Annotated in this window: 18 protein-coding genes and 1 tRNA gene; 11 read left to right on the top strand and 8 right to left on the bottom strand. The window is 63.5% G+C overall.

Features of this window, described 5'->3' with window-relative positions; genetic code table 11:
- Positions 1-4 precede the first annotated feature (4 nt).
- From IYX23_RS13230 to IYX23_RS13220, 3 genes are all read right to left on the bottom strand, one after another.
- Positions 5-841 carry a transglutaminase family protein gene (locus IYX23_RS13230; RefSeq protein WP_196393955.1) on the bottom strand — a complete coding sequence of 279 codons (837 nt, stop codon included), beginning with the start codon at positions 839-841 and terminating at the stop codon, positions 5-7.
- Positions 842-851: 10 nt separating this feature from the next.
- The gene (locus IYX23_RS13225) at positions 852-1,799 is read right to left on the bottom strand and encodes an alpha-E domain-containing protein (protein ID WP_018407091.1); all 948 of its coding nucleotides are present in this window, start codon (positions 1,797-1,799) and stop codon (positions 852-854) included.
- Positions 1,800-1,866: 67 nt separating this feature from the next.
- Positions 1,867-3,327, bottom strand: coding sequence for a circularly permuted type 2 ATP-grasp protein (locus IYX23_RS13220; protein ID WP_196393954.1), 1,461 nt, complete (start codon positions 3,325-3,327; stop codon positions 1,867-1,869).
- A gap of 327 nt (positions 3,328-3,654) precedes the next feature.
- Between IYX23_RS13220 and IYX23_RS13215 the strand changes: the two genes are divergently transcribed.
- A complete protein-coding gene (locus tag IYX23_RS13215) occupies positions 3,655-5,736 on the top strand; it encodes a carbohydrate porin (RefSeq protein WP_246716757.1) in 2,082 nt (693 codons plus the stop codon).
- A gap of 38 nt (positions 5,737-5,774) precedes the next feature.
- Here IYX23_RS13215 and IYX23_RS13210 read toward each other — a convergent pair whose 3' ends face one another.
- From IYX23_RS13210 to IYX23_RS13200, 3 genes are read right to left on the bottom strand one after another with little or no spacing between them, the layout of a single operon-like run.
- Positions 5,775-6,080 (bottom strand): hypothetical protein, encoded by a 306-nt coding sequence (locus tag IYX23_RS13210; protein WP_196393952.1) that lies wholly within the window; start codon positions 6,078-6,080, stop codon positions 5,775-5,777.
- Entirely contained in the window at positions 6,077-6,553 is a 477-nt protein-coding gene (locus IYX23_RS13205; RefSeq protein WP_196393951.1) for a glutathione peroxidase, read from the bottom strand. The genes IYX23_RS13210 and IYX23_RS13205 overlap by 4 nt, the downstream gene beginning before the upstream one ends.
- Before the next feature lie 36 nt (positions 6,554-6,589).
- The gene (locus tag IYX23_RS13200) at positions 6,590-8,092 is read right to left on the bottom strand and encodes a sigma-54 dependent transcriptional regulator (protein ID WP_196393950.1); all 1,503 of its coding nucleotides are present in this window, start codon (positions 8,090-8,092) and stop codon (positions 6,590-6,592) included.
- Between the two features lie 280 nt (positions 8,093-8,372).
- Between IYX23_RS13200 and rdgB the strand changes: the two genes are divergently transcribed.
- The 7 genes from rdgB to IYX23_RS13165 all read left to right on the top strand — a co-directional run bounded on the left by rdgB (position 8,373) and on the right by IYX23_RS13165 (position 13,987).
- Complete coding sequence (gene rdgB / locus IYX23_RS13195; RefSeq protein ID WP_196394022.1) at positions 8,373-9,002, top strand: RdgB/HAM1 family non-canonical purine NTP pyrophosphatase; 630 nt, start codon at positions 8,373-8,375, stop codon at positions 9,000-9,002.
- A gap of 110 nt (positions 9,003-9,112) precedes the next feature.
- Positions 9,113-10,630, top strand: a complete 1,518-nt coding sequence (gene adh, locus IYX23_RS13190) for an aldehyde dehydrogenase (protein ID WP_196393949.1) — start codon at positions 9,113-9,115, stop codon at positions 10,628-10,630.
- A 56-nt stretch (positions 10,631-10,686) separates the two neighbouring features.
- Positions 10,687-11,085, top strand: coding sequence for a DUF779 domain-containing protein (locus IYX23_RS13185; RefSeq protein WP_196393948.1), 399 nt, complete (start codon positions 10,687-10,689; stop codon positions 11,083-11,085).
- Between the two features lie 191 nt (positions 11,086-11,276).
- Positions 11,277-11,361: transfer RNA gene (locus tag IYX23_RS13180), tRNA-Tyr, on the top strand.
- Between the two features lie 229 nt (positions 11,362-11,590).
- On the top strand, positions 11,591-12,007 hold the full coding sequence (locus IYX23_RS13175) for a phage holin family protein (protein WP_196393947.1): 417 nt from the start codon (positions 11,591-11,593) through the stop codon (positions 12,005-12,007).
- Positions 11,982-12,635, top strand: a complete 654-nt coding sequence (locus IYX23_RS13170; protein WP_196393946.1) for a DUF3618 domain-containing protein — start codon at positions 11,982-11,984, stop codon at positions 12,633-12,635. The genes IYX23_RS13175 and IYX23_RS13170 overlap by 26 nt, the downstream gene beginning before the upstream one ends.
- A 257-nt stretch (positions 12,636-12,892) precedes the next feature.
- Complete coding sequence (locus IYX23_RS13165) at positions 12,893-13,987, top strand: HupE/UreJ family protein (protein ID WP_196393945.1); 1,095 nt, start codon at positions 12,893-12,895, stop codon at positions 13,985-13,987.
- 97 nt (positions 13,988-14,084) lie between these two features.
- Here IYX23_RS13165 and phaC read toward each other — a convergent pair whose 3' ends face one another.
- Positions 14,085-16,127: a class I poly(R)-hydroxyalkanoic acid synthase gene (gene phaC, locus IYX23_RS13160; protein ID WP_196393944.1), complete on the bottom strand. Its 2,043-nt coding sequence runs from the start codon at positions 16,125-16,127 to the stop codon at positions 14,085-14,087.
- Between the two features lie 247 nt (positions 16,128-16,374).
- Complete coding sequence (gene ald, locus IYX23_RS13155; protein ID WP_196393943.1) at positions 16,375-17,505, bottom strand: alanine dehydrogenase; 1,131 nt, start codon at positions 17,503-17,505, stop codon at positions 16,375-16,377.
- A gap of 126 nt (positions 17,506-17,631) precedes the next feature.
- Between ald and IYX23_RS13150 the strand changes: the two genes are divergently transcribed.
- From IYX23_RS13150 to IYX23_RS13140, 3 genes are all read left to right on the top strand, one after another.
- Complete coding sequence (locus IYX23_RS13150) at positions 17,632-18,033, top strand: DUF3775 domain-containing protein (protein ID WP_196393942.1); 402 nt, start codon at positions 17,632-17,634, stop codon at positions 18,031-18,033.
- A 95-nt stretch (positions 18,034-18,128) separates the two neighbouring features.
- The gene (gene smbP, locus IYX23_RS13145; protein ID WP_196393941.1) at positions 18,129-18,467 is read left to right on the top strand and encodes a small metal-binding protein SmbP; all 339 of its coding nucleotides are present in this window, start codon (positions 18,129-18,131) and stop codon (positions 18,465-18,467) included.
- Between the two features lie 147 nt (positions 18,468-18,614).
- A complete protein-coding gene (locus IYX23_RS13140) occupies positions 18,615-20,021 on the top strand; it encodes an amino acid permease (protein ID WP_196393940.1) in 1,407 nt (468 codons plus the stop codon).
- The last annotated feature ends 47 nt before the right edge of the window (positions 20,022-20,068 follow it).

Raw genomic sequence — 20,068 nt, 5'->3', positions numbered from 1 at the left:
CGAGCTACTGCGATTGTGATTGCGACTGGCTGAAGGCCGCCGCGCGCGCGACGCGCACTTTGACGTCCAGCGTTTCGCCGCCGCCGCCGGAGTGCGCGCCGCGAATCGGGGCCGCGCCCAGATAGTCGAGCGCTACGGCGACGCGCACATGATTTTCCTGCGGCGCGACGCCATGCGTGGGATCGAAGGCCACCCAACCGAGATCCTCGACATAGGCCTCGGCCCATGCGTGGCCGGCGACCTGATCCTCGTCATCGCTGCCGAGGAAATAGCCGCTCACATAGCGCGCCGGCGCGCCGATCCCGCGCGCGCAGGCGATGAAGAGATGCGAAAAATCCTGACAGACGCCCTTGCGATGCTCGAAACATTCCGCCGCTGTCGTCGCCGAATGCGTGGCGGCGGCGTCGAATGTGAGTGATTCGTGAATCGCGCCAAGCAGCGCATGGAGCTTCGAGAGCGTTCCGCTTTCCTTTGACGTCGTTTCGCGCGCGAAATCGCAGATCGCTGCGCTCGGCGTCGTCAGCGGCGTGTCGCGCATGAACAGGACCGGCGGAAAGCGCTCGACCGCGCCCGATACGACTCCGGCCATGTCGAAGGTCGTCACTTCCCCTTCCACCACGGTGGAAATCGACTCAAGCGGCCCGTCCACGGAGAAGCGGTGGAGCGTATTGCCGAAGGCGTCTTCCGACTGCACCAGTCGGCAATCGCGATCGACATCGATGCGCCAGTCGACGACATGCTGCCCATCGTGATTGCGCGGCGTCAGGCGAAGATGCTGCACCGCCGTTCGCGGCGGCTCGGCATAGCGATAGGTCGTTTCATGCCTTATGCGGATGCGCATCTGATTTCGCTCAGAAGAGATATTGCTCGGAGATGAGCGCGGCCAGTCGGTTGTTTTCCGAGATGAAGGACTGCACGAATTCATGCAGCCCGCCCTGAAAGACGCTCTCCATATTCAGTTTTTCGAGCTTGCCGTAGACGCCGCGGGCGTGACGCTGCGATGAGCCCTGGCGCCCGTGGGCGCGGGCAAGATTGTCGAGATTGCGCACGATCGACTCATAGCAGGAAATCAGCGAACGCGGCATCTCCGGTCGCAGGATCAACAGATCGGCGACAAGCCAAGGCTTCATGCTCGTGCGATAGACCCAATGATAGGCGGTATGCGCCGACACGGCGCGCAGAATGGCCGACCATTGGAAATAGTCGAGCGAACCGCCGACGATCTCCTTCTCGGGCAACAGCACATGATATTTGACGTCGAGCAGACGCGCCGTGTTGTCGGCGCGCTCGATGAAAAGCCCGACGCGCGAGAACCAATAGGCGTCGTTGCGCAGCATGGTGCGATAGGCGCCGCCGTCATAGGTCAGCGACGTCTGCTTGATGACCTCAAGAAAGCGCGCCAGTTCCTGCGCGCAAGGGACGACGCCGCGCGACTCCAGCGCGCGCATTTCCAGATAGGCGTCGTTGATCGACTCCCACATTTCGATGGTCAACGCCGTGCGCACGGCGCGGGCGTTGGCGCGCGCCTGCTCCAGGCAATTGCGGATCGATCCCGGATTCTCCGGCGCGAAGGTGAGAAACTCGATGACGTTGGCTTCATCGACGGGGCGTCCGGAGGCATCGAACGATAGCGCCGCGCCCGACGACAGCAGCACGCTTTCCCACTCGGTTTCGTCGCCGCCATAGGCCTTGGGCAGCGCGGCGAGGCGCCGCGACGCCTGGATGGCGCGCGCCAGGAAGTCGGCGCGCTCCATGTAGCGGGCGAGCCAGTACAGATTGTCGGCGGTGCGGGAAAGCATCAGCACGTCCGTTTATGAGTCGCTTTGGAGATCATCGATGTTCATCGCGGCGTTTGCGAGCGTCTTCTCACGCTTGCCCCATCGCCTCTTCGGCGCTCCACGCGTCGTCGATCACCCAGGTGTCCTTGGTGCCGCCGCCCTGGCTTGAATTCACAACGAGCGATTTCTCCGTCATCGCGACCCGGGTCAAACCGCCCGGGACGACGCGGGCGCCATTGGCGCCCTGCAGCACGAAGGGCCGCAGATCGACGTGGCGCGGCGCGACGCCCGAGGCCATGGCGATGGGGCATGTCGAGAGCGCCAGCGTCGGCTGAGCAATGAAATTCTGCGGATGCGCCTTAAGCTTTGCGCGAAACTCCTCGATCTGCGCCCTCGTCGCATGCGGTCCCACGAGCATGCCGTAGCCGCCGGAGCCGTTCACTTCCTTGACGACGAGTTCATCGAGATGGTCGAGCACGTAAGCGAGCGCCTCCTGTTCACGGCAGCGGAAGGTCGGAACATTCTGCAAGAGCGGCGCCTCGCCTAGATAAAACTTAATAATGTCAGGCATGTAGGTGTACATCGCCTTGTCGTCGGCGGCGCCGGCGCCGACTGCATTCGCCAGCGTCACATTGCCTGCTTGATAGGCGCCCATCAGCCCGGCGACGCCGAGCGCCGAATCCGGCCGGAAGCACAGCGGGTCGAGGAAGTCGTCGTCGATGCGCCGATAAATAACGTCGACGCGGCGCGGGCCCTCGGTCGTGCGCATATAGACGACGTCGTCGCGAACGAAGAGATCGCGGCCCTCGACAAGCTCGACGCCGAGCTTGTCGGCGAGAAACGAGTGTTCGTAGAAGGCTGAATTGTACTGGCCGGGCGTCATCAGGACGACCGTCGGATCGCCGTTGGCGCGCGGCGGGGCGACCGAGCGCAAAGTCCCGAGCAGTTCGTCGGGATAGTTTTCGATCGGCGCGACGCGATGCAGCGCGAAGAGCTCCGGAAAAAGCCGCATCATCACTTCGCGGTTCTCGAGCATATAGGAGACCCCAGACGGCGTCCGAGCATTGTCCTCGAGAACGAAGAAGCCCTGATCGTCGGTGCGCACGATGTCGACGCCAGCGATATGCACGTAAATATCGAAGGGCACGCGGCGGCCCGCCATATCGGGGCAATAGGCCGGGTTGCGATAGACAAGATCGGCGGGAACGATTCCAGCCCTCAAGATCTCGCCGGCGCCGTAGATGTCGGCAAGAAACGCGTTGAGCGCGGTGACGCGCTGGATCAGACCTTTTTCGAGGGTCGCCCATTCGCTGCGGGCGAGTATGCGCGGCAGAATATCGAAGGGAATGAGGCGCTCGGTCGCCTCCTGGGCGCCATAGACCGCGAAGGTGATGCCGATGCGACGAAAAAGCAGCTCCGCCTGCTCGCGTCGCGAGGCCAGGAGTTCGGGCGGGGTTTCCGCGAGCCATTGCGAAAGCTTGCGATAAGGGGCGCGGGTGCGGCCGTCCGCTCCAGCCAGTTCATCGAACTGCGTTATGCGTGAGTCCATTGCAAGAACTCCCTCTTGGCGGCCCGCTTTGTTTTGCGCGGCTGGCAGCCGTTTTTTACAGTTCAAAGCAAGGACTGCGCCAATAGTCGCCGCGAAAATCTGTCACAGAGTTTTACTATTTGGCCAAAGGATGATTCGCGCGGCGCTTGGTTCTGGCGCAGCCTTATCGCTATCCAACGGAGACGTCGCCGGCAAGGTTCTTAACAGCGCATGCGCAGGCCTCGATCCAGCCCGAAATCGAGCGTCGCCGTTCCTCGACATGGAGCGCCGACGAGCGCCGCCGCGCGCCCGTCTTTTGTCGTCGCTCTTAGTTTTGCATTTTGCGCGTTGAATGGGAACGCGGCGCGCTGCGAAGACCGGCCGCCGGTCTTCAGCTGGGTCGGCATGTATATGGGCGCGAGCCTCGGCGGCGCCGTTCCTCTGCACGCAGGCGAGCGGCTGCAGGCGACGAGCGGCTTCGGCGCGCCCGTCTTCGATCTTTATCCGAGTGGCGTGACGCGCCCAGGCGTCACCGTCGGCGTGCAGGTCGGATATAATTGGCAGCGTGGCCCCTTCGTCTGGGGTTTCGAAACCGATCTCAGCCTTCTTGACGGCAGGCGCGGCCCGCATGGGCTTTTCCCCGCCTCGCCGACCTATGTTCCCGGCCTTCCGGCGTACGCGCTCTCCGCCAATTCGAGCGCGAATTTCTTCGCGAGCATTCGCGGGCGCGTCGGCTACGCATGGGACCGCTCGCTCTTCTATCTGACGGGCGGCGTCGCGGCGGGCGGGGCGCGCGGCCCAGCGACGCTGACGCTCGGCCCCGGTGGTCCCGACGCCATTTTCTCTGCGCCATGGTCGCAATCCTCTCGGATGAAATATGCGATCGGCGCCGGCTTCGAATACGCCTTCGCCGACAATTGGTCGGCGCGCGCCGAATATCTCTTCCTCAATCAGTCGCTGAACACACAGGTCTTCGACAATGGCGCCGGCTATGCCTATGCGTCGCGCATGCGCAATGAGAACCATCTGCTGCGATTCGGTCTGAACTATCATTTCGGCGCGAAGAGTGAGATTTCTGGCGAGTTGCACTACGGCCAGCACGCGCATGACGGCCCGAATTCGGGCAATGGCGGGAACGCCGGCGATCCGGACGCCCCTGAACGCTACAGCGTGCATGCGCAGACGACGAATGTCGTCCAGGCCTATCCGCGGTTTCGCGCGCTCTATGACGGACCCAACAGCTTTCCTTCCGGCGGCAAGGCCCATGTCGGCTCGACCACCAATCTTTTCCTTGGCCTGCGCCTGTGGGACGGCGGCGCCGTCTACCTCAACCCCGAGATTGACGCCGGCTATGGGCTCGCCAATTCGGTCGGCGCGGCGTCTTACGTCAACGCCGCGGTCGCAAAGGTCGGCCGCGCGGCCCCCTATATGCGCTTCCAGCGTTACTTCCTGCGCCAGATCATCGGATTGAATGGCGGCGAGCGGCAGAGAGACCCAGATATCGGCGCCCGGAGCGAAGTGCTGGAATCGACGCAAAACCAGATCTCGGGCAAGGTCGACAAGAATCGCATCGTCATCACGCTGGGAAAATTCGCCGTCGGCGACGTTTTCGACGACAACGTCTACGCGCATGATCCCACGACCGGCTTTCTCAACTTCGCGTTCAACACGATGGGCGCCTTCGACTACGCGGCCGACGCCTGGGGTTACACCTATGGCCTCGCGGCAGAGTGGAAGCAGGACTGGTGGACGGCGCGCGGCGGCGTGTTTCAGCTCTCGACAACGCCAAACAGTTTCGACATCGAGCCGCAACTGTTCCGCCAGTTCATGGGCGTCGCGGAATTCGAGGCGCGATATGATCTTTTCGATCAGCCCGGCGCGATCAAATTTCTCGTCTATGGCGACAACGGCTATCTGAGCAAAATCGATAACGTCATCCGTTACGCCTATCTCGCCGGCGATTTCCCGCCGCGAGTCGACACCGCGCGAGGGCGCGCCGTGAAAACCGGCGGCGGGATAAACATCAAGCAGCAGATCGCGCCGCATCTTGGGTTTTTCCTGCGCGCCAGCATGGCCGACGGGCGCTATGAGACGGTCGATTACACGGATATCGACCGCTCCGTCGCATTCGGCTTCGTCGCCGGCGGTGCGCTTTGGGGATGCGACGACGACGAGATCGGCCTCGCCGGCGCCTTCAGCGGACTACACGGTTCGCGCGTGCGCTACTTCGAACTTGGCGGAACCAGCGTCTATATCGGCGACGGCGCGCTCTCCTACGCCGGCGAGAAGAACATGGAGGCCTATTACAAGATCGGCTTCGGCAAGAATATCGATGCGACCTTCGATTATCAGCTGCTGGTCAATCCCGCGCATAACAGCGCGCGCGGTCCGGTCAATGTCTTTGGGCTGCGCTTGCGCGCGGCGTTTTAAAAAAACGCTCGACGTCCTTGCGAGGAGCGTCAGACGCTTCACTCGCGGTCGCAATGACGCTTCAGGGCGAGATAGTGAGGCAGCTTTTGCTCGAACTCCGGGAAATAGCCAGCGACGACGCTCATGTCGAAGCGCGCGAGAATGCTCTCCTTTGCTTCGCGGTCGAGCAGAAAGCGAAAGACGGCGCCTATAAATCTTTGCGCATCGGCGCCGCCGCCGAGCCGCAGCAGATCTTTTCGCGAGAGCGTGACGCGATGCTGCGTTTCGCTTCCCTGATCGCGCACCGTCACGTCGAAGACAAGCGGATCGCCGTCTTCAATCATGCGCGCGTCGATGGCGGTCACAGCAGCGCCTCGACGTCCTTCGCGATCTGCTCGGGCGTGTCGGTCGGCGCGTAACGCTTCACGACATGCCCCTCGCGGTCGAGAAGAAATTTCGTGAAGTTCCATTTGATCGCTTCGGAACCCAGAATTCCCGGCGCCTCGCGCTTGAGCAGGCGATAGAGCGGATGCGCGTTCTCGCCATTGACGTCAATCTTGCCGAACAGTGGAAAGGTGACGTCGTAATTCGCCGAACAGAAGGACGCGATGTCCTTGTCGGAGCCCGGCTCCTGCGCGCCAAACTGATTGCAGGGAAAGCCCAAGACGACAAATCCCCGATCTGCGAATTTGCGGTAAAGCGCTTCGAGCCCGGCGTATTGCGGCGTGAAGCCGCACCGGCTCGCGACATTGACGACCAGCATGACCTTGCCGGCGTAATCGGCAAGCTTCTTCGGCTGGCCCTCGATCGTCGTCGCTTCGATGTCGAACAGCGTCATGAAACCCTCGCACTGAAAGTAAGCGTGCGCCTCCGGCTAGGCGACGAGCGTTCCCGATGGCTCGGGTTCGCTTTCTGATGCTTCCTCGAGTCCGTATTCCTTCATCTTCCGATAGAGCGTCGAGCGGCCAATTCCAAGTCGTCGCGCAATTTCCGACATCTGGCCGCGGTAATGCGTCAAGGCGAAGCGGATCGTCGCGGTCTCGATGTCCTCGAGCGTGCGCATTTCGCCGTTCGATCCAAGCAGCGACATCGCATTCGGGTCGCGAATTTCGACGCGGACGATCTCGCGTTCGCGCGGCGCGATCCCCGGCGCGCCCGGCGCGGGCGCGGGCGGCACGCGCACTTCATAGCCTTGGACATGGGCGGCGATCTGCGGAAATTCGGCGACCGTCAGCTCGTCGCCGTCGGCGAGCACGACGGCGCGAAAGACGGCGTTCTCCAATTGGCGGACGTTGCCCGGCCAGTCGTAGCTCGTCAGCAGCGACAGCGCTTCCGGCGTCACGCGGCGGATATTGCGGCCTTCCTCGGCGGCGAAGCGCGCCGCAAAGCGCTTGGCGAGATCGGCGACGTCCTCGCGGCGACCGCGCAGCGGCGGAATGTTGATCGGGAAGACGTTGAGCCGATAGAAAAGGTCCTCGCGAAACAGCCCGCGTTTGACGAGATCGATGAGATTTTGATTGGTCGCCGAGATCAGTCGAATATCGACTCGGATCGCGCGCTTGGCGCCGACGGGATCGATTTCGCCTTCCTGCAGCGCGCGCAGCAACTTCACCTGAATGTCGAGCGGCAGCTCGCCGATCTCGTCGAGAAACAGCGTCCCGCCGTTCGCCTCAACGAATTTGCCGCTGTGCTTCTCGGTGGCGCCGGTGAAGGCGCCCTTCTCATGGCCAAAGAGAATCGATTCGACGAGATTGGCCGGCAACGCGCCGCAGTTGACGGTGACGAAGGGCTTGCCCTTGCGATCCGACGCGCCCTGGATGGCGCGCGCCACGATCTCCTTGCCGACGCCCGACTCGCCTTCGAGAAGCACCGGAATGGAGGAATGCGCCGCCCGCTGGCCGAGCCGGATCACACGCTCCATGTCGTCGCTGCGCGAGACGAGGTCCTTGAAGGTCAGCGCGCCCTGCGCCCGGCGGCTGATGCGGCGCACTTCGTCGGCGAGCGCATCGGCGGAGAGCGCGTTCTTGATGGAAATTTGCAGGCGTTCGGCGCCGACAGGCTTGACCACAAAGTCATGGGCGCCGGCGCGCATCGCGGAGATGACCGCCTCGATCGACCCATGCGCCGTCTGCACGATCACCGGCGTCGCGAGTTTCATGTCGCGCATCCGGGTGAGCACGCCCATGCCGTCGAGGTCAGGCATGACGAGGTCCAGAATGAGCAGCGCTATGGCCTTGGCGCCAGGCTGCGTCAGCCGCGCAATCGCCTGTTCGCCGCTTTCAACGGTCTCGGTCTCGTAACCAAATCGCCGCGTCATAGCTTCCAGCAGACGACGCTGAACGGGATCGTCGTCGGCAATGAGAATGGTCGAGGTCATTTCGTCCCTTGCATTCCGGGATAATCGAGCGGCGAAGTCGCCGCGTCAGGCTTGGCGCGTCCGGAACCGTCTCGGCGGCTCCTCAATCGTTGCCAAGCATAGTAAAGGCGGGGTTAACCGCGCCAGGATGTAACTTTGTAGCGCCTTCCGACCCTTCGACCAAGACCCCCTGAGGGCGATCCTGGCGATTTGACGGCGAATCGCTGCAAGTTATCGAGATGTCAGCGCCATGGCGACGCCCCGCCGGCGCACCGGGAGCCGCGCGGCGGGAGAAAATCTGATGGATCCGCGCAAAATCGCCGGCAAGCTCGTCATCGCCACGCATAATCCCGGGAAACTTTGGGAACTCAGGCAATTGCTCGAGCCGCATGGCGTCGAGGCGGTTTCCGCGGGAGAACTCGGCCTCGAAGAGCCTGAGGAGACCGAACAGACCTTCGTCGGCAATGCGCTGCTAAAGGCGCGCGCCGCCGCGATGGCCTCAGGCCTGCCCGCTTTTGCCGACGACTCCGGTCTTTGCGTCGACGCGCTTGACGGCGCCCCCGGCGTCTATTCGGCGCGCTGGGCGGGGGAGGACCGCGACTTCAAGGCCGCCTGCGCCCGCGTCGAACGCGAACTCGAGGCGCGCGGCGCCAAGCCGCCCCATCGCGCGCATTTCACCTGCGCGCTCGCCGTCGTCTGGCCCGACGGGCATATCGAGCAGTTCGAGGGCCGCGTCGACGGCGTTCTGGTCTTTCCGCCCAAGGGCGAGAAGGGCTTCGGCTATGATCCGATCTTTCGGCCCGACGGGCTCGACAAGACCTTCGGCGAGATGATGTCGGCGGAAAAACATGCCCTGCCCGGCGACGGCTCACAGGCGCTGTCGCACCGCGCCCGCGCGTTCCAGGCGCTGGCGAAGGCGTGTCTCGAGTGAGACAACCCGGCTCGGGCGTGGCGCAGGGCGCTGGGCACTTGGCGTAACGCCGCGCTCCAACTACCTTCTCAAAGAAAAAGCCGCCGCTGCGGCAACGCGAGGAACGCCCCATGACCAAGCACGAAACTTTCGCCGCGCTCAAACCGCCGTTCAAGCCGCGCTACGGCAATTTCATCAATGGCGCATGGGCGGACGCCAAGTCCGGCCGCGTCTTCGACAATGTCTCGCCGATCACCGGTCAGAAGATTTGTGAAATCGCCCGTTCCGACAAGGACGACGTCGAGGCCGCGCTCGACGCGGCGCATGCCGCCAAAGACGCCTGGGGCAAGACGAGCCCGACGGAACGCGCCATCATCCTCAACCGCATCGCCGACGTGATGGAGGCCAATCTCGGTCTCCTCGCCGCCGCCGAAACCTGGGACAACGGCAAGCCGATCCGCGAGACGAGCGCCGCCGACATTCCGCTCGCGATCGATCACTTCCGCTATTTCGCCGGCGCCATTCGCGCCCAGGAAGGCGGCATCTCGGAAATCGACCACGACACTATCGCCTATCATTTCCATGAGCCGCTCGGCGTCGTCGGCCAGATCATCCCCTGGAACTTCCCGATTCTGATGGCCGTTTGGAAGCTTGCGCCGGCGCTCGCCGCCGGCAATTGCGTCGTCATCAAGCCGGCCGAGCAGACGCCCGCGAGCATTCTCGTCTGGGCGGAGCTTATCGGCGAGCTTCTTCCCAAGGGCGTGCTCAACATCGTCAACGGCTTCGGGCTGGAGGCCGGCAAACCGCTCGCCTCGTCGAACCGGATCGCCAAGATCGCCTTCACCGGCGAGACGACGACCGGCCGGCTCATCATGCAATACGCCAGTCAGAACCTCATTCCGGTGACGCTGGAGCTTGGCGGCAAGTCGCCCAACATCTTCTTCGAGGACGTCGCCCGCGAGGACGACGACTATCTCGACAAGGCGATCGAGGGCTTCGTCATGTTCGCGCTCAATCAGGGCGAGGTCTGCACCTGTCCGAGCCGCGCGCTTGTGCATGAGAAGATCTACGACCGCTTCATGGAACGCGCCTTAAAACGCGTCGGCGAGATCAAGCAGGGCAATCCGCTCGACCCCGAAACCATGATCGGCGCGCAGGCCTCTTCCGAGCAGCTCGAAAAGATCCTGAGCTATATCGACATCGGCAAGCAGGAGGGCGCGAAGGTGCTCGCCGGCGGCGAACGCAACGCGCTCGCGGGCGAACTCGCCGGCGGCTTCTACGTGAAGCCGACCGTGCTCGAAGGCCATAATCGGATGCGCGTGTTCCAGGAGGAGATCTTCGGTCCCGTCGTGTCGGTGACGACCTTCAAGGACGACGACGAGGCCTTGGCCATCGCCAACGATACGCTCTACGGCCTTGGCGCCGGCGTGTGGAGCCGCGAGGCCAACCGCTGCTATCGCTTCGGCCGCGCCATTCAGGCGGGGCGCGTCTGGGTGAACTGCTACCACGCCTATCCGGCGCATGCGGCTTTTGGCGGCTACAAGCAGTCGGGCATCGGCCGCGAGAATCACAGGATGATGCTCGATCACTATCAGCAGACGAAGAACATGCTGGTGAGCTACAGCGAAAAGAAGCTGGGCTTCTTTTAGCCGCCCAGCTCTCCCCGCTTCGCGGAAGAGGAGTGGGGGAGGATAGAGAGGGGACGATGGCGACGACAGTCAAACCGGCAAGAGTCATCGCCACGCAGGCGGCGCTGGATCTCATCGCGCGGCTGCGCGGTGAACATGGCCCGGTCCTCTTCCACCAGTCGGGCGGCTGCTGCGACGGCTCGGCGCCGATGTGCTATCCGCAAGGGGAATTTCTCGTCGGCGACGGCGACATTCTGCTCGGCGAGATCGGCGGCGCGCCGTTCTACATCGGCGCGGCGCAATTCGATTATTGGAAACACACGCAGCTCGTCATCGACGTGGTGCCGGGCCAAGGCGGCATGTTCTCGCTCGACAATGGCACGGGGCTGCGATTCCTGACGCGTTCGCGGCTTTTCTCCGACGTCGAACTGGCCCATCTGGCCGCCGGCGCGGCGGCCGCCGATTCGCCAGCTTGAGCGCTGCGCCCGCGGCGGAATGCCTCTGCTCGAGTTCTTGCGTCCCAGTAGCGGCACGATCTCGGCGCTCAGCGGGCGCAGCGTCACCCGGGGCTGCCGGGGAGTTTAAAGGTTGACACCGAGCGGCAAGGGCCGCATATGCCGCTGCATCGGCCGCGCTCAACGCGGCCGCCGTCTCTTTGCGAGACGATGGGGGAATGTCCCGAGCGGCAAAGGGGGCGGACTGTAAATCCGCTGGCTAAGCCTTCGTAGGTTCGAGTCCTACTTCCCCCACCAATCCTACAGGCTCAGAAATCGTCATGCGCGCCGCAGAGTCGGCGCGCACAAGCTCGGCGACGTTCGACCGCAATCCGTTCCAAGGGCCGAATGATGACGAGTCGGGTTGGAACAACCCTTGGATTGGGAGGTTCGACCGAGGAGAAAATGGGAAGGGGTGCGCCATGGCGGCCGTGACGCCGACTTCCTGGCGCTTCGTCGCCAAATCGCTCGGTGGGAGAACCGGAAAATGCAAAACTCTCGCACGATCACCGAGGCCGCCGCCGACGTTGTGCGCCAAGCTTCGACGCTGTTGCGCAAGGAAGCGGAGCTCGCTCGCGTCGAAATGAGCGAGAATCTCGACGCCCTCTCCGGCGGCGTCAAAATGCTTATCGCGGGCGCCGCGCTGCTTATTCCGGGGCTCGTGCTGCTGCTTGAGGCGGGAGCCGACGCTTTGATGGCCGCGGGTCTACGGACCTATTGGGCGCTCGCCCTCGTCGGCGGCGGCGCCCTCATCATCGGAATCGTTCTGACCGTCATCGGTCGCCGACGCATGAAACTGTCCCAGTTGAAGCCGCGGAAAACTCTCGATGAGATCTCTCGCGACGTGGCCATGGCGAGAGAACAGATGGGGATGAACAATGACGCAACGCGCCGAGCAGCTTGAGACTGAAGCGGATGTGATCCGCGCGCAGCTTGCGGAATCGATTGAGGAGCTTCGCAGCAGCGTGTCTCCTTCCAATATTTTGCATAGGCTGAAAGAGCGGGGACAGGCGTCGATCGTCGGCTTTGCGCGAGGCGCCGGGCAAACTCTGCGCGAACATCCGGCGCCGGTTGCGTTGGGGGCCCTTGCGGCGGCGGGACTTTTGGTCAAAAGCATGTTTTTCCGTTCCGAACGCGAGGCCGGACGCGCCTTGAGCAGCCGGCGTCGGCCCGTCGCCTGGGAAAGAGCCCGATGGCGGCGAAGCTCACGCCCAAACTGGGCGAGCGATCGCCGCGCTGCGGAGAGCGGAGGCGTTCTCTCATTCGTTCGAGAGAAGCCTTTCCTGACGGCGATTCTTGGCGTGGGCGCGAGCGCGGCGTTCGCGGCGCTGCTGCCCGCTGGTGAAGAATGGTCGACCGACAAGCCCACAGACGATTCGGCGCAGCGTCCGGAAGGCATGGCCGGCGCCAAGCGTGAAAACCCGCTCCAGACCGAAACCGCTTTGGCGACGCCGCGCGCCGCATCCGTCATGAAACAAGCTGAAAGAAAGCCCTTCGATACGACGCCCGCGGGAAATGGCGGCGTCATGTGAAGCGTCCGGCGTGCGCCGGGCGCCCCCGCTGACAACCGGGGCGTAATTCGCCAAGAGTGAGGCCGACAGTGACCCGGCCCGGCGCCCGCGCTTGGGCCGCCGACTTGGACCCGTGCGGCGTCCGGCTGGCAGTTCTCGGAGACGTCGCAGCCTCCCTGATTTTGAAAGGCGGCGCCGATCAAAAGCTCCCGCTTCAGCTGTCTTGTCGGCCGCAGCCGCGTTTGGCATGTTGCGCGGCCACGACAGGGGGAGCGCGTATGACCGGGGTTTTCAAGATAGTCGCCGCCGTAATCTTGTTTTGCGTCGGTCTCGCGGCTCCGGCCATGGCGCATACGCCCGATATTTCGACAGGCAAAATCCTTCCCAAGGACAATCGAACCTATGCCGTCGAGGTCGGCTTTCTCGCCACCGATCTTGAGCGCATGTTTCAGGACTCGATGAGCGAACGCGCCAGCGTCGACCTCTCGGCCCCCGGCGCGCTCGAAGCGGAAATCGGCAAATTTGTCCAAAAACGCGTCGCGATGCGCGATGCGACAGGCCGCGCCTGCATCGCCAATGTCGAAAAATCCGGCGAAGACCCCACCAACCAGGACAGCGCGCTGATCGTCGTGCGCTTCGACTGCGGCGGAACGACCGGAACGCTCTTCTATGACGCGACCAAGCTCCTCGCCGCGCAAGGCGCAAAGGGGAAGCATCTCGTCACGCTCGAGGGAAGCGAAAACGCCGGCCAGACCATGCTCTACCCCGACGATCCGCCGCTCGATCTGTCAAAGCCGATGGAGACCACCGCACAGCTGATGTGGAAGTTTCTCAAAGCCGGCGTCGAACACATCGTCACCGGCTACGATCATCTGTGCTTCCTCTTCGCCCTCATTCTGTGGGCGACCCGCATCTGGCCGGTCGTGAAGATCGTCACCGCCTTCACCATTTCGCACTCGATCACGCTGTCGCTCGCGGCGCTCAATATCTTCACGCTTCCCTCGACATTGGTCGAAGCGCTGATCGCCGCCTCGATCGTTTTCGTCGCGGTGGAGAATTATTTCTCGCGCGACGTCGACAACCGTTGGCGCAACACCTTCCTCTTCGGCTTCATCCATGGCTTCGGCTTCGCCTCGGCGCTGACCGAGATGGGCGTGCCGCAAGGCGGGGTCGTGCCCGCGCTCGCCGCTTTCAACATCGGCGTCGAACTCGGCCAGATCGCCATTGTTTTCGCGGTGATGCCGATCCTGTTCCTGATCGACAAGCAGACAGGCGGCAAGCGCAGCGAAAAGCTCGTCTACGTGGCCTCGGCGCTGATTGCGATTGCGGGCGTCTACTGGTTCTTGGAGCGAATCGGGGTTCTTCCCGGATAAGGCCCAAGCCCGGATCGGGTTGTCCGCGGCTTCGCGCGCTAAAGATCTGAGCCGCGGCGCCACGTCTCGCGCCGCGACCCAGCCGAATTCAGCCTGCCTATCCCCTCACCCGCACATATTCGCCAGGCGCGTCGCAGATGATCTTGAGCTTGCCGCCGCCAGGCTGGCGCGCGGGGACTTTTTTGGGCGCCTGCGCCGTCACCCAGGCCAGCCAGTGCGGCCACCAGGAGCCCTTCGTTTCCTTCGCGTTCTTGATCCAATCCTCGAAAACGCCCTTCGGCGGGCCGCCGGTCCAATATTGATATTTGTCTTTGGAGGGCGGGTTGATGATCCCCGCGATATGGCCGGATCCGCCGAGCACGAAGGTCACGTCGCCGCCGAAAAACCTCGCGCCGCGAAACACGGATTGCGCCGGCGCGATATGATCCTCCTTGGTCGCAATCTCAAAGACCGGCGCCTTCACCTGACGCAGATTGAGCCGAACGTCATCGATAACCATCTCGCCGCGGGCGAGACGATTTTCGAGATAGCAGCTGCGCAGGTAGAAGGAGTGATTGGCCCGCGGAATGCGCGTCGAATCGGAATTCCAATACAAGAGATCGAAAGCGGCGGGCTCGACCCCCTTCATGTAATTGTTGACGACATAATTCCAGATGAGTTCGTTCGGCCGCAGCATATTGAAGGCGTTAGCCATCTTGTAGCCTTCGAGATAGCCGGTGCGCGCCATGCTTTCGTCGAGCGCCGCGAGCCGCGCCTCGTCGACGAAGATCTGTAGATCGCCAGCATCCGAAAAATCGACCTGCGTCGCAAACAGGGTGACGCTGTCGATGCGATCATCGCCGGTCGCCGCCATATAGGCGAGCGTCAGCGCGAGCAGCGTGCCGCCAACGCAATAGCCCGCCGCCGTGACCTTGCGTTCGCCCGTCGCCTTCTCGATCACGTCGAGCGCGGTCAGCACGCCCTCGTGCATATAGGCCTCGAAGCCCTTCGTGGCCTTGGTCTCGTCGGGATTGACCCAGGAGATGATGAAGACCGTGAAGCCCTGCTCAACGGCCCAGCGCACGAAACTTTTCTCGGGGTTGAGATCGAGCACATAGAATTTGTTGATCCAGGGCGGCGTAATGAGCAGCGGCCGCGCATAGACCTCCGCCGTCGCGGGCTCATATTGAATGAGCTCCATCACGTCATTGCGCCAGATCACCTTGCCGGGCGTATTCGCCATATCGACGCCCAGTTCGAATTTCTGGTCCGCGCTCTGGCGGATCTTCAACACGCCGCCGCCCGCGGAAATGTCTTCCGCGAGCATCTTCAAGCCGCGGACCAGATTCTCGCCCTTGGCGTCCATCGTGGCGCGCAACAGCTCGGGATTGGTCGGCACGAAATTGGATGGCGAGATCGCGCTGGAGATCAGCCGCGTATAAAAGACCGCCCTGGCCTTTGTCTGCGGGTCGAGACCCTCGGCGCTCTCGACCATGTCGCCTGCCCAGCGCGACGCGAGCAGATAGGATTGCCGCAGCCAGTCGAAGAAGGGGTTCTCGTTCCATTCGGGCCCGGAGAAGCGCTTATCGGAGCGGTCGGAGGGAACGATCGGGGCCACATCCTCCCCGCCATAACGGCGAAGCGTCTGCCGCCAGATTTCGCTCAACCCCTTGTAAAGATCGGCCTGGGCGACGGCGGCGCGATCTGGCTTCGACAGCCAATATTCGGCGACGGCGCCGAGAGTCTTGGTGGCGTCGGCGACGTTGGCGGCGAGTTCGCTGCGCGCCTCATCGGGATTGACGCCGCCAATCGCCGCTGCCAACGCCTTACGGCCCTGGTCCACGAGCTGCGCCATATTGTCGGCGATCGCTTCGATGTCGAGCTGGACGAATTTCTCGATATTGGGATTGGGCCGCGGCGCGGGCGCCTCTGCGCCGTTACGCGCCGCGGGCGCGGCCTTTCGCCTCGAAGCGCTGGACGCGGAAGGCTTTTTCGCCGAGGTCTTTTTCTCGGCCTTTTTCTTGGCCTTCTTATCCGCCTTTTTCTCGGCCTCGCGGGGCGGCTTCACCGGCGGTTCGGACTTACCGAGCGCGGAGACCTTTTTCGCCGTGGCCCCTGGCTTCCGGTCGGCGGCGGGATCCTGGTCCTGGTTCGCGCTCATGCCCTAAACCTGTCTGTTTTTCGAATGATGCGGGGCGCCGCGCCGCAACCGCCGCGTCGCTCTGGTCTAACAATTGCGGGCTGATGAGAAAAGCTCTGCCGCCCTGGCGCGAGACGACGCGCCCGGCGACATAAGCTCCAATTATTACAAAGCAATGCCGAATTGCCCCCCTGAGCGAGCGCTCTCCAGGGTCGATTGTGCGAAAAGGTCGCACGGACCGGAATGGCTCACATCATTCAGCAGGATGCTATGCGGCGCCGGCGCTGTCCAGCGCCACGAGCTGCGGCGAGAGCGGCAGACCATGCGCGGCGGCCACCGGCGGCGAAAGGATGCGCCCGGCGGAAATTTCCAGCCCCGCGCGAAGATGCGGGTCGTCCTCGATGGCGCGACGCCAGCCCTTGTTGGCGAGCGCCAGCACGAAGGGCAATGTGGCGTTGTTGAGCGCGAACGTCGCCGTGCGCGGCGTGACTCCGGGCATGTTGGTGACGCAATAATGCACGACCCCGTCAACGACATAGGTCGGGTCAGAATGGCTCGTCGGCCGTGACGTCTCGCAGCTGCCGCCCTGATCGATCGCGACATCGACGATCACGGCGCCGCGCTTCATCGTCGACAGCATGTCCCGCGTGATCAGGATCGGCGCCTTGGCGCCTGGCGCGAGCGCCGCGCAGATGACGAGATCGGCGCGCTTCACCGATTCGGCGATGGCGGCGCGGGTCGAATAAATGGTGCGCGCCGCGAAACCGAAACGCGTTTCGAGACGCCGCAGCGCGTCGGGGTTGCGGTCGGCGACAAGCACGCTCGCGCCCATGCCGAGCGCAATCGCCGTCGCCTGCGCGCCGACGCTGCCGGCGCCGAGAACGAGAACGTCAGCTGGCGGCACGCCGGGCGCGCCCGCGAGCAGAACGCCGCGGCCGCCCGCCTGCTTTTCCAGAAAATGCGCCCCGATTTGGGGGGCGAGCCGGCCGGCGATTTCCGACATCGGCGCGAGCAGCGGCAATCCGCCGCCGGGCGCCGTGACCGTCTCATAGGCGATGCAATGGGCGCCGCTCGCCATGAGTTCGCGCGTGAGTTCAGCGTCCGCGGCGAGATGGAAATAGGTGAAGAGCACATGGTCCGGCCGCAAGTAAGCAATCTCGCGCCGCTGCGGCTCCTTCACCTTTACGATCAATTGCGCTGCGGCGAAGAGCGCTTCAGGACCATCGACGAGCTTCGCGCCCGCGGCGGCGTAATCTGCGTCCGATAGATCCGCGCCCTCGCCTGCCCCGCGCTCGATGAAGACTTCATGTCCCGCATGGGCAAGCTCGGCGACCGAAGACGGCGTCAGGCCGACGCGATATTCATTGTCCTTGGTTTCTTTCGGCGCGCCGACACGCATTTCCGGCTCCAAAATACGGCGTCGACTCGGGTAAACATCTCGCCTGTGGGGAATATATGCAAAGGGCGACCTTTCAAAACAAGGGCGAAGGTCAAGCGCGTTTTCTAAAACGGCGGAGATGAAGAAATGCCGACCATCAATACGGACAAAGTCTGTTTCGTCGTCGTCAAGGCGCGCGAGCTTGAAAGCGAAGATGAAGGCGTCGAGGCGGACGCCTCAAACGCCACGGACGACGGTTTCGTCAGCGTGTTGACGGAGGACGCGTTCTCCACCACGCGCGATGAGGTGGCCTCCTTTATCGAGGCCATGGACATCGACGAGCAGATCGAGCTCGTCGCGCTGATGTGGGTGGGGCGCGGCGATTTCGCCGCGAGCGAATGGAACGAGGCTGTCGCGCAAGCGCGAGCCCGGCACGAAGGCGCGACATCGGCCTATCTGCTCGGCGTTCCGCTGCTCGCCTCGTTTCTTGAGGGCGGCCTGGCGGAATTCGGCGAGAGTTGCGAGCTTTTTGCCGCCGACCGGCAGTGATCACTGCCGCGACATCTAGGACGCCTGCAAGACCTCGATCCTAGAGCGAAAGAGACCATATTACGTCATGCGGCGAAGCATTGAGGAGATCCCCCATGAATCGCAGAATTTTTGCAACCGCTTTGGCTCTATCCCTCGCGGCCTTTTTCGCCCCTCGGTTGGCCTATGCGGAAGATCATCTGGGTGAAGCCATCACCCACACCAAACAGGCGATCAGCGAAGGCAAGCAGGGAAAGGCCGAGGCGCTGACGATGCATGCGGAAGAAGGCTTGAAGCACGCCAAGGCGTCCGAGGCCAAGAAGCCGAACGAGCATACCAAACAGGGCGTTTCGCATCTTGAAATGGCCATCGACCACGGCAAGCAGAAGCATGCCGACGTCGCGACGAAACACGCCGAAGAGGCGCTGACGCATCTCGAGGCCGCCAAGAAATAGGCCGCCAATAAATAGGCCGCCTGACAACGAAAGAGCGGCCACTGGCCGCTCTTTTTTGCGTCTGCATGACGACCCGGCGGCCATGACAGCGACGCCGGGATCGCCTATGGACGTCATGGCGGACACGCCCGCTGACGGGCCTTTTTGATGAAGCTTTCCTCCTCGCTGCTGCGCGCCAAATCCATCGATTCGCTGCAAGCCGAAGCCGACCGACCGGGCGGATTCCGTCGCGTGCTGGGGGTCTGGCAACTCACCGGCATCGGCCTTGGCGGGCTCATTGGCGTCGGCATTTTCGTGCTGACCGGCGTCGTGGCGGCGACTCAGGCGGGACCTGGCGTCGCCCTCTCCTTCCTGATCGCCGGCGTCGCGAGCGCCGCGGCGGCGCTGTCCTACGCCGAATTCGCCGGCATGATTCCCGTCGCCGGCAGCGCCTACACATATGCCTATGCGGTGCTGGGCGAACTCGCCGCCTGGATCATTGGCTGGGACCTTCTGCTAGAATATGCGCTGGTCGTCGCCGTGGTGGCGATCGGCTGGTCGGCCTATTTGCAGGCGCTGCTCGCGCAATTCGGGCTCGCGCTTCCCGAATGGGCGAGCGGCGCGCCGGGAACCGGCCCCGGCCGCGTCATCGATCTCTTCGCCGCGCTCGGCGCGCTTGGCGTCGCCGGCTTGTTGACGCTGCGCGTGGAGCTCGGCGCACGCTTCAACACCGCAATGGTGGTCGTCAAAATCGCGGCGGCGCTCTTGGTGATCGTCGCCGGCCTTCCCTATGTGCGCGTCGAGAACTGGACGCCCTTCATGCCTTTCGGCTTTTCCGGCGTGGCGCAGGGCGCCGCGGTCGTGTTCTTCGCCGTGTTCGGCTACGACACGTTGACGACCGCCGCCGAAGAAGCCCGCGCGCCGCAGCGCGACGTGCCACGCGCCGTTCTTCTGTCGCTCGTCGTGGCGCTGACGCTCTATATCGCCATGTCGCTCGTGCTCACCGGCGTCGTGCGCTACGACACGCTCGACAATCCGGCGCCGGTCGCGACCGCTTTCACGTCGCTCGGCCTGCCCTGGGTCGCTTTCGTCGTCTCGCTCGCGGCGGTGGCGGGAATCGCCAGCGTCATGCTGGCTTTTCTGCTCGCCTGCGCCCGCATCTGGTTCGCCATGAGCCGCGACGGACTGCTTCCCGCCTGGTTCGCGAAGCTGCATCCGCGCTTTTCTACGCCCTATCGGCCGACGCTGATCGCCGGCGCTCTGACCGCGCTCGTCGCCGCGCTCTATCCGATCAAGGAAGTGGCGGAGCTGGTGAACATCGGCACGCTCTCCGCCTTCGTCGTCATCTGTTCGGCGATCATCGTGTTGCGCCGCACGCGGCCCGATTTGAAGCGTAGCTTTCGCGCGCCTTTCGTCCCCTTCACGCCACTCGTCGGCATCGGCTTCTCGCTGTGGCTGTTGTCGCGCCTGCCGAAAGTCGCCTGGGAGCGCTTCGCGATCTGGATGGCGATCGGCCTCGCGATTTATTTTCTCTACAGCCGCCGTCGCAGCCGACTGGCGGGGAACGCTGAATGATGACGGCGCCAGCGGTCCCGTTTAGCGGACTCTTTGTTTTCGCGCAT

The organism is Methylocystis sp. L43 (assembly GCF_015709525.1).
Lineage (GTDB): Bacteria > Pseudomonadota > Alphaproteobacteria > Rhizobiales > Beijerinckiaceae > Methylocystis.
This window is presented reverse-complemented; position numbering and strand designations above follow the sequence as displayed.

Excerpts from the sequence above, each read along its gene's own strand:
- IYX23_RS13230 (WP_196393955.1), bottom strand. The coding sequence starts at position 841 with ATGCGCATCCGCATAAGGCATGAAACGACCTATCGCTATGCCGAGCCG.
- IYX23_RS13225 (WP_018407091.1), bottom strand. The coding sequence starts at position 1,799 with ATGCTTTCCCGCACCGCCGACAATCTGTACTGGCTCGCCCGCTACATG.
- IYX23_RS13220 (WP_196393954.1), bottom strand. The coding sequence starts at position 3,327 with ATGGACTCACGCATAACGCAGTTCGATGAACTGGCTGGAGCGGACGGC.
- IYX23_RS13205 (WP_196393951.1), bottom strand. The coding sequence starts at position 6,553 with ATGACGCTGTTCGACATCGAAGCGACGACGATCGAGGGCCAGCCGAAG.
- IYX23_RS13200 (WP_196393950.1), bottom strand. The coding sequence starts at position 8,092 with ATGACCTCGACCATTCTCATTGCCGACGACGATCCCGTTCAGCGTCGT.
- rdgB (WP_196394022.1), top strand. The coding sequence starts at position 8,373 with ATGGATCCGCGCAAAATCGCCGGCAAGCTCGTCATCGCCACGCATAAT.
- adh (WP_196393949.1), top strand. The coding sequence starts at position 9,113 with ATGACCAAGCACGAAACTTTCGCCGCGCTCAAACCGCCGTTCAAGCCG.
- IYX23_RS13185 (WP_196393948.1), top strand. The coding sequence starts at position 10,687 with ATGGCGACGACAGTCAAACCGGCAAGAGTCATCGCCACGCAGGCGGCG.
- IYX23_RS13175 (WP_196393947.1), top strand. The coding sequence starts at position 11,591 with ATGCAAAACTCTCGCACGATCACCGAGGCCGCCGCCGACGTTGTGCGC.
- IYX23_RS13170 (WP_196393946.1), top strand. The coding sequence starts at position 11,982 with ATGACGCAACGCGCCGAGCAGCTTGAGACTGAAGCGGATGTGATCCGC.
- IYX23_RS13165 (WP_196393945.1), top strand. The coding sequence starts at position 12,893 with ATGACCGGGGTTTTCAAGATAGTCGCCGCCGTAATCTTGTTTTGCGTC.
- phaC (WP_196393944.1), bottom strand. The coding sequence starts at position 16,127 with ATGAGCGCGAACCAGGACCAGGATCCCGCCGCCGACCGGAAGCCAGGG.
- ald (WP_196393943.1), bottom strand. The coding sequence starts at position 17,505 with ATGCGTGTCGGCGCGCCGAAAGAAACCAAGGACAATGAATATCGCGTC.
- IYX23_RS13150 (WP_196393942.1), top strand. The coding sequence starts at position 17,632 with ATGCCGACCATCAATACGGACAAAGTCTGTTTCGTCGTCGTCAAGGCG.
- smbP (WP_196393941.1), top strand. The coding sequence starts at position 18,129 with ATGAATCGCAGAATTTTTGCAACCGCTTTGGCTCTATCCCTCGCGGCC.
- IYX23_RS13140 (WP_196393940.1), top strand. The coding sequence starts at position 18,615 with ATGAAGCTTTCCTCCTCGCTGCTGCGCGCCAAATCCATCGATTCGCTG.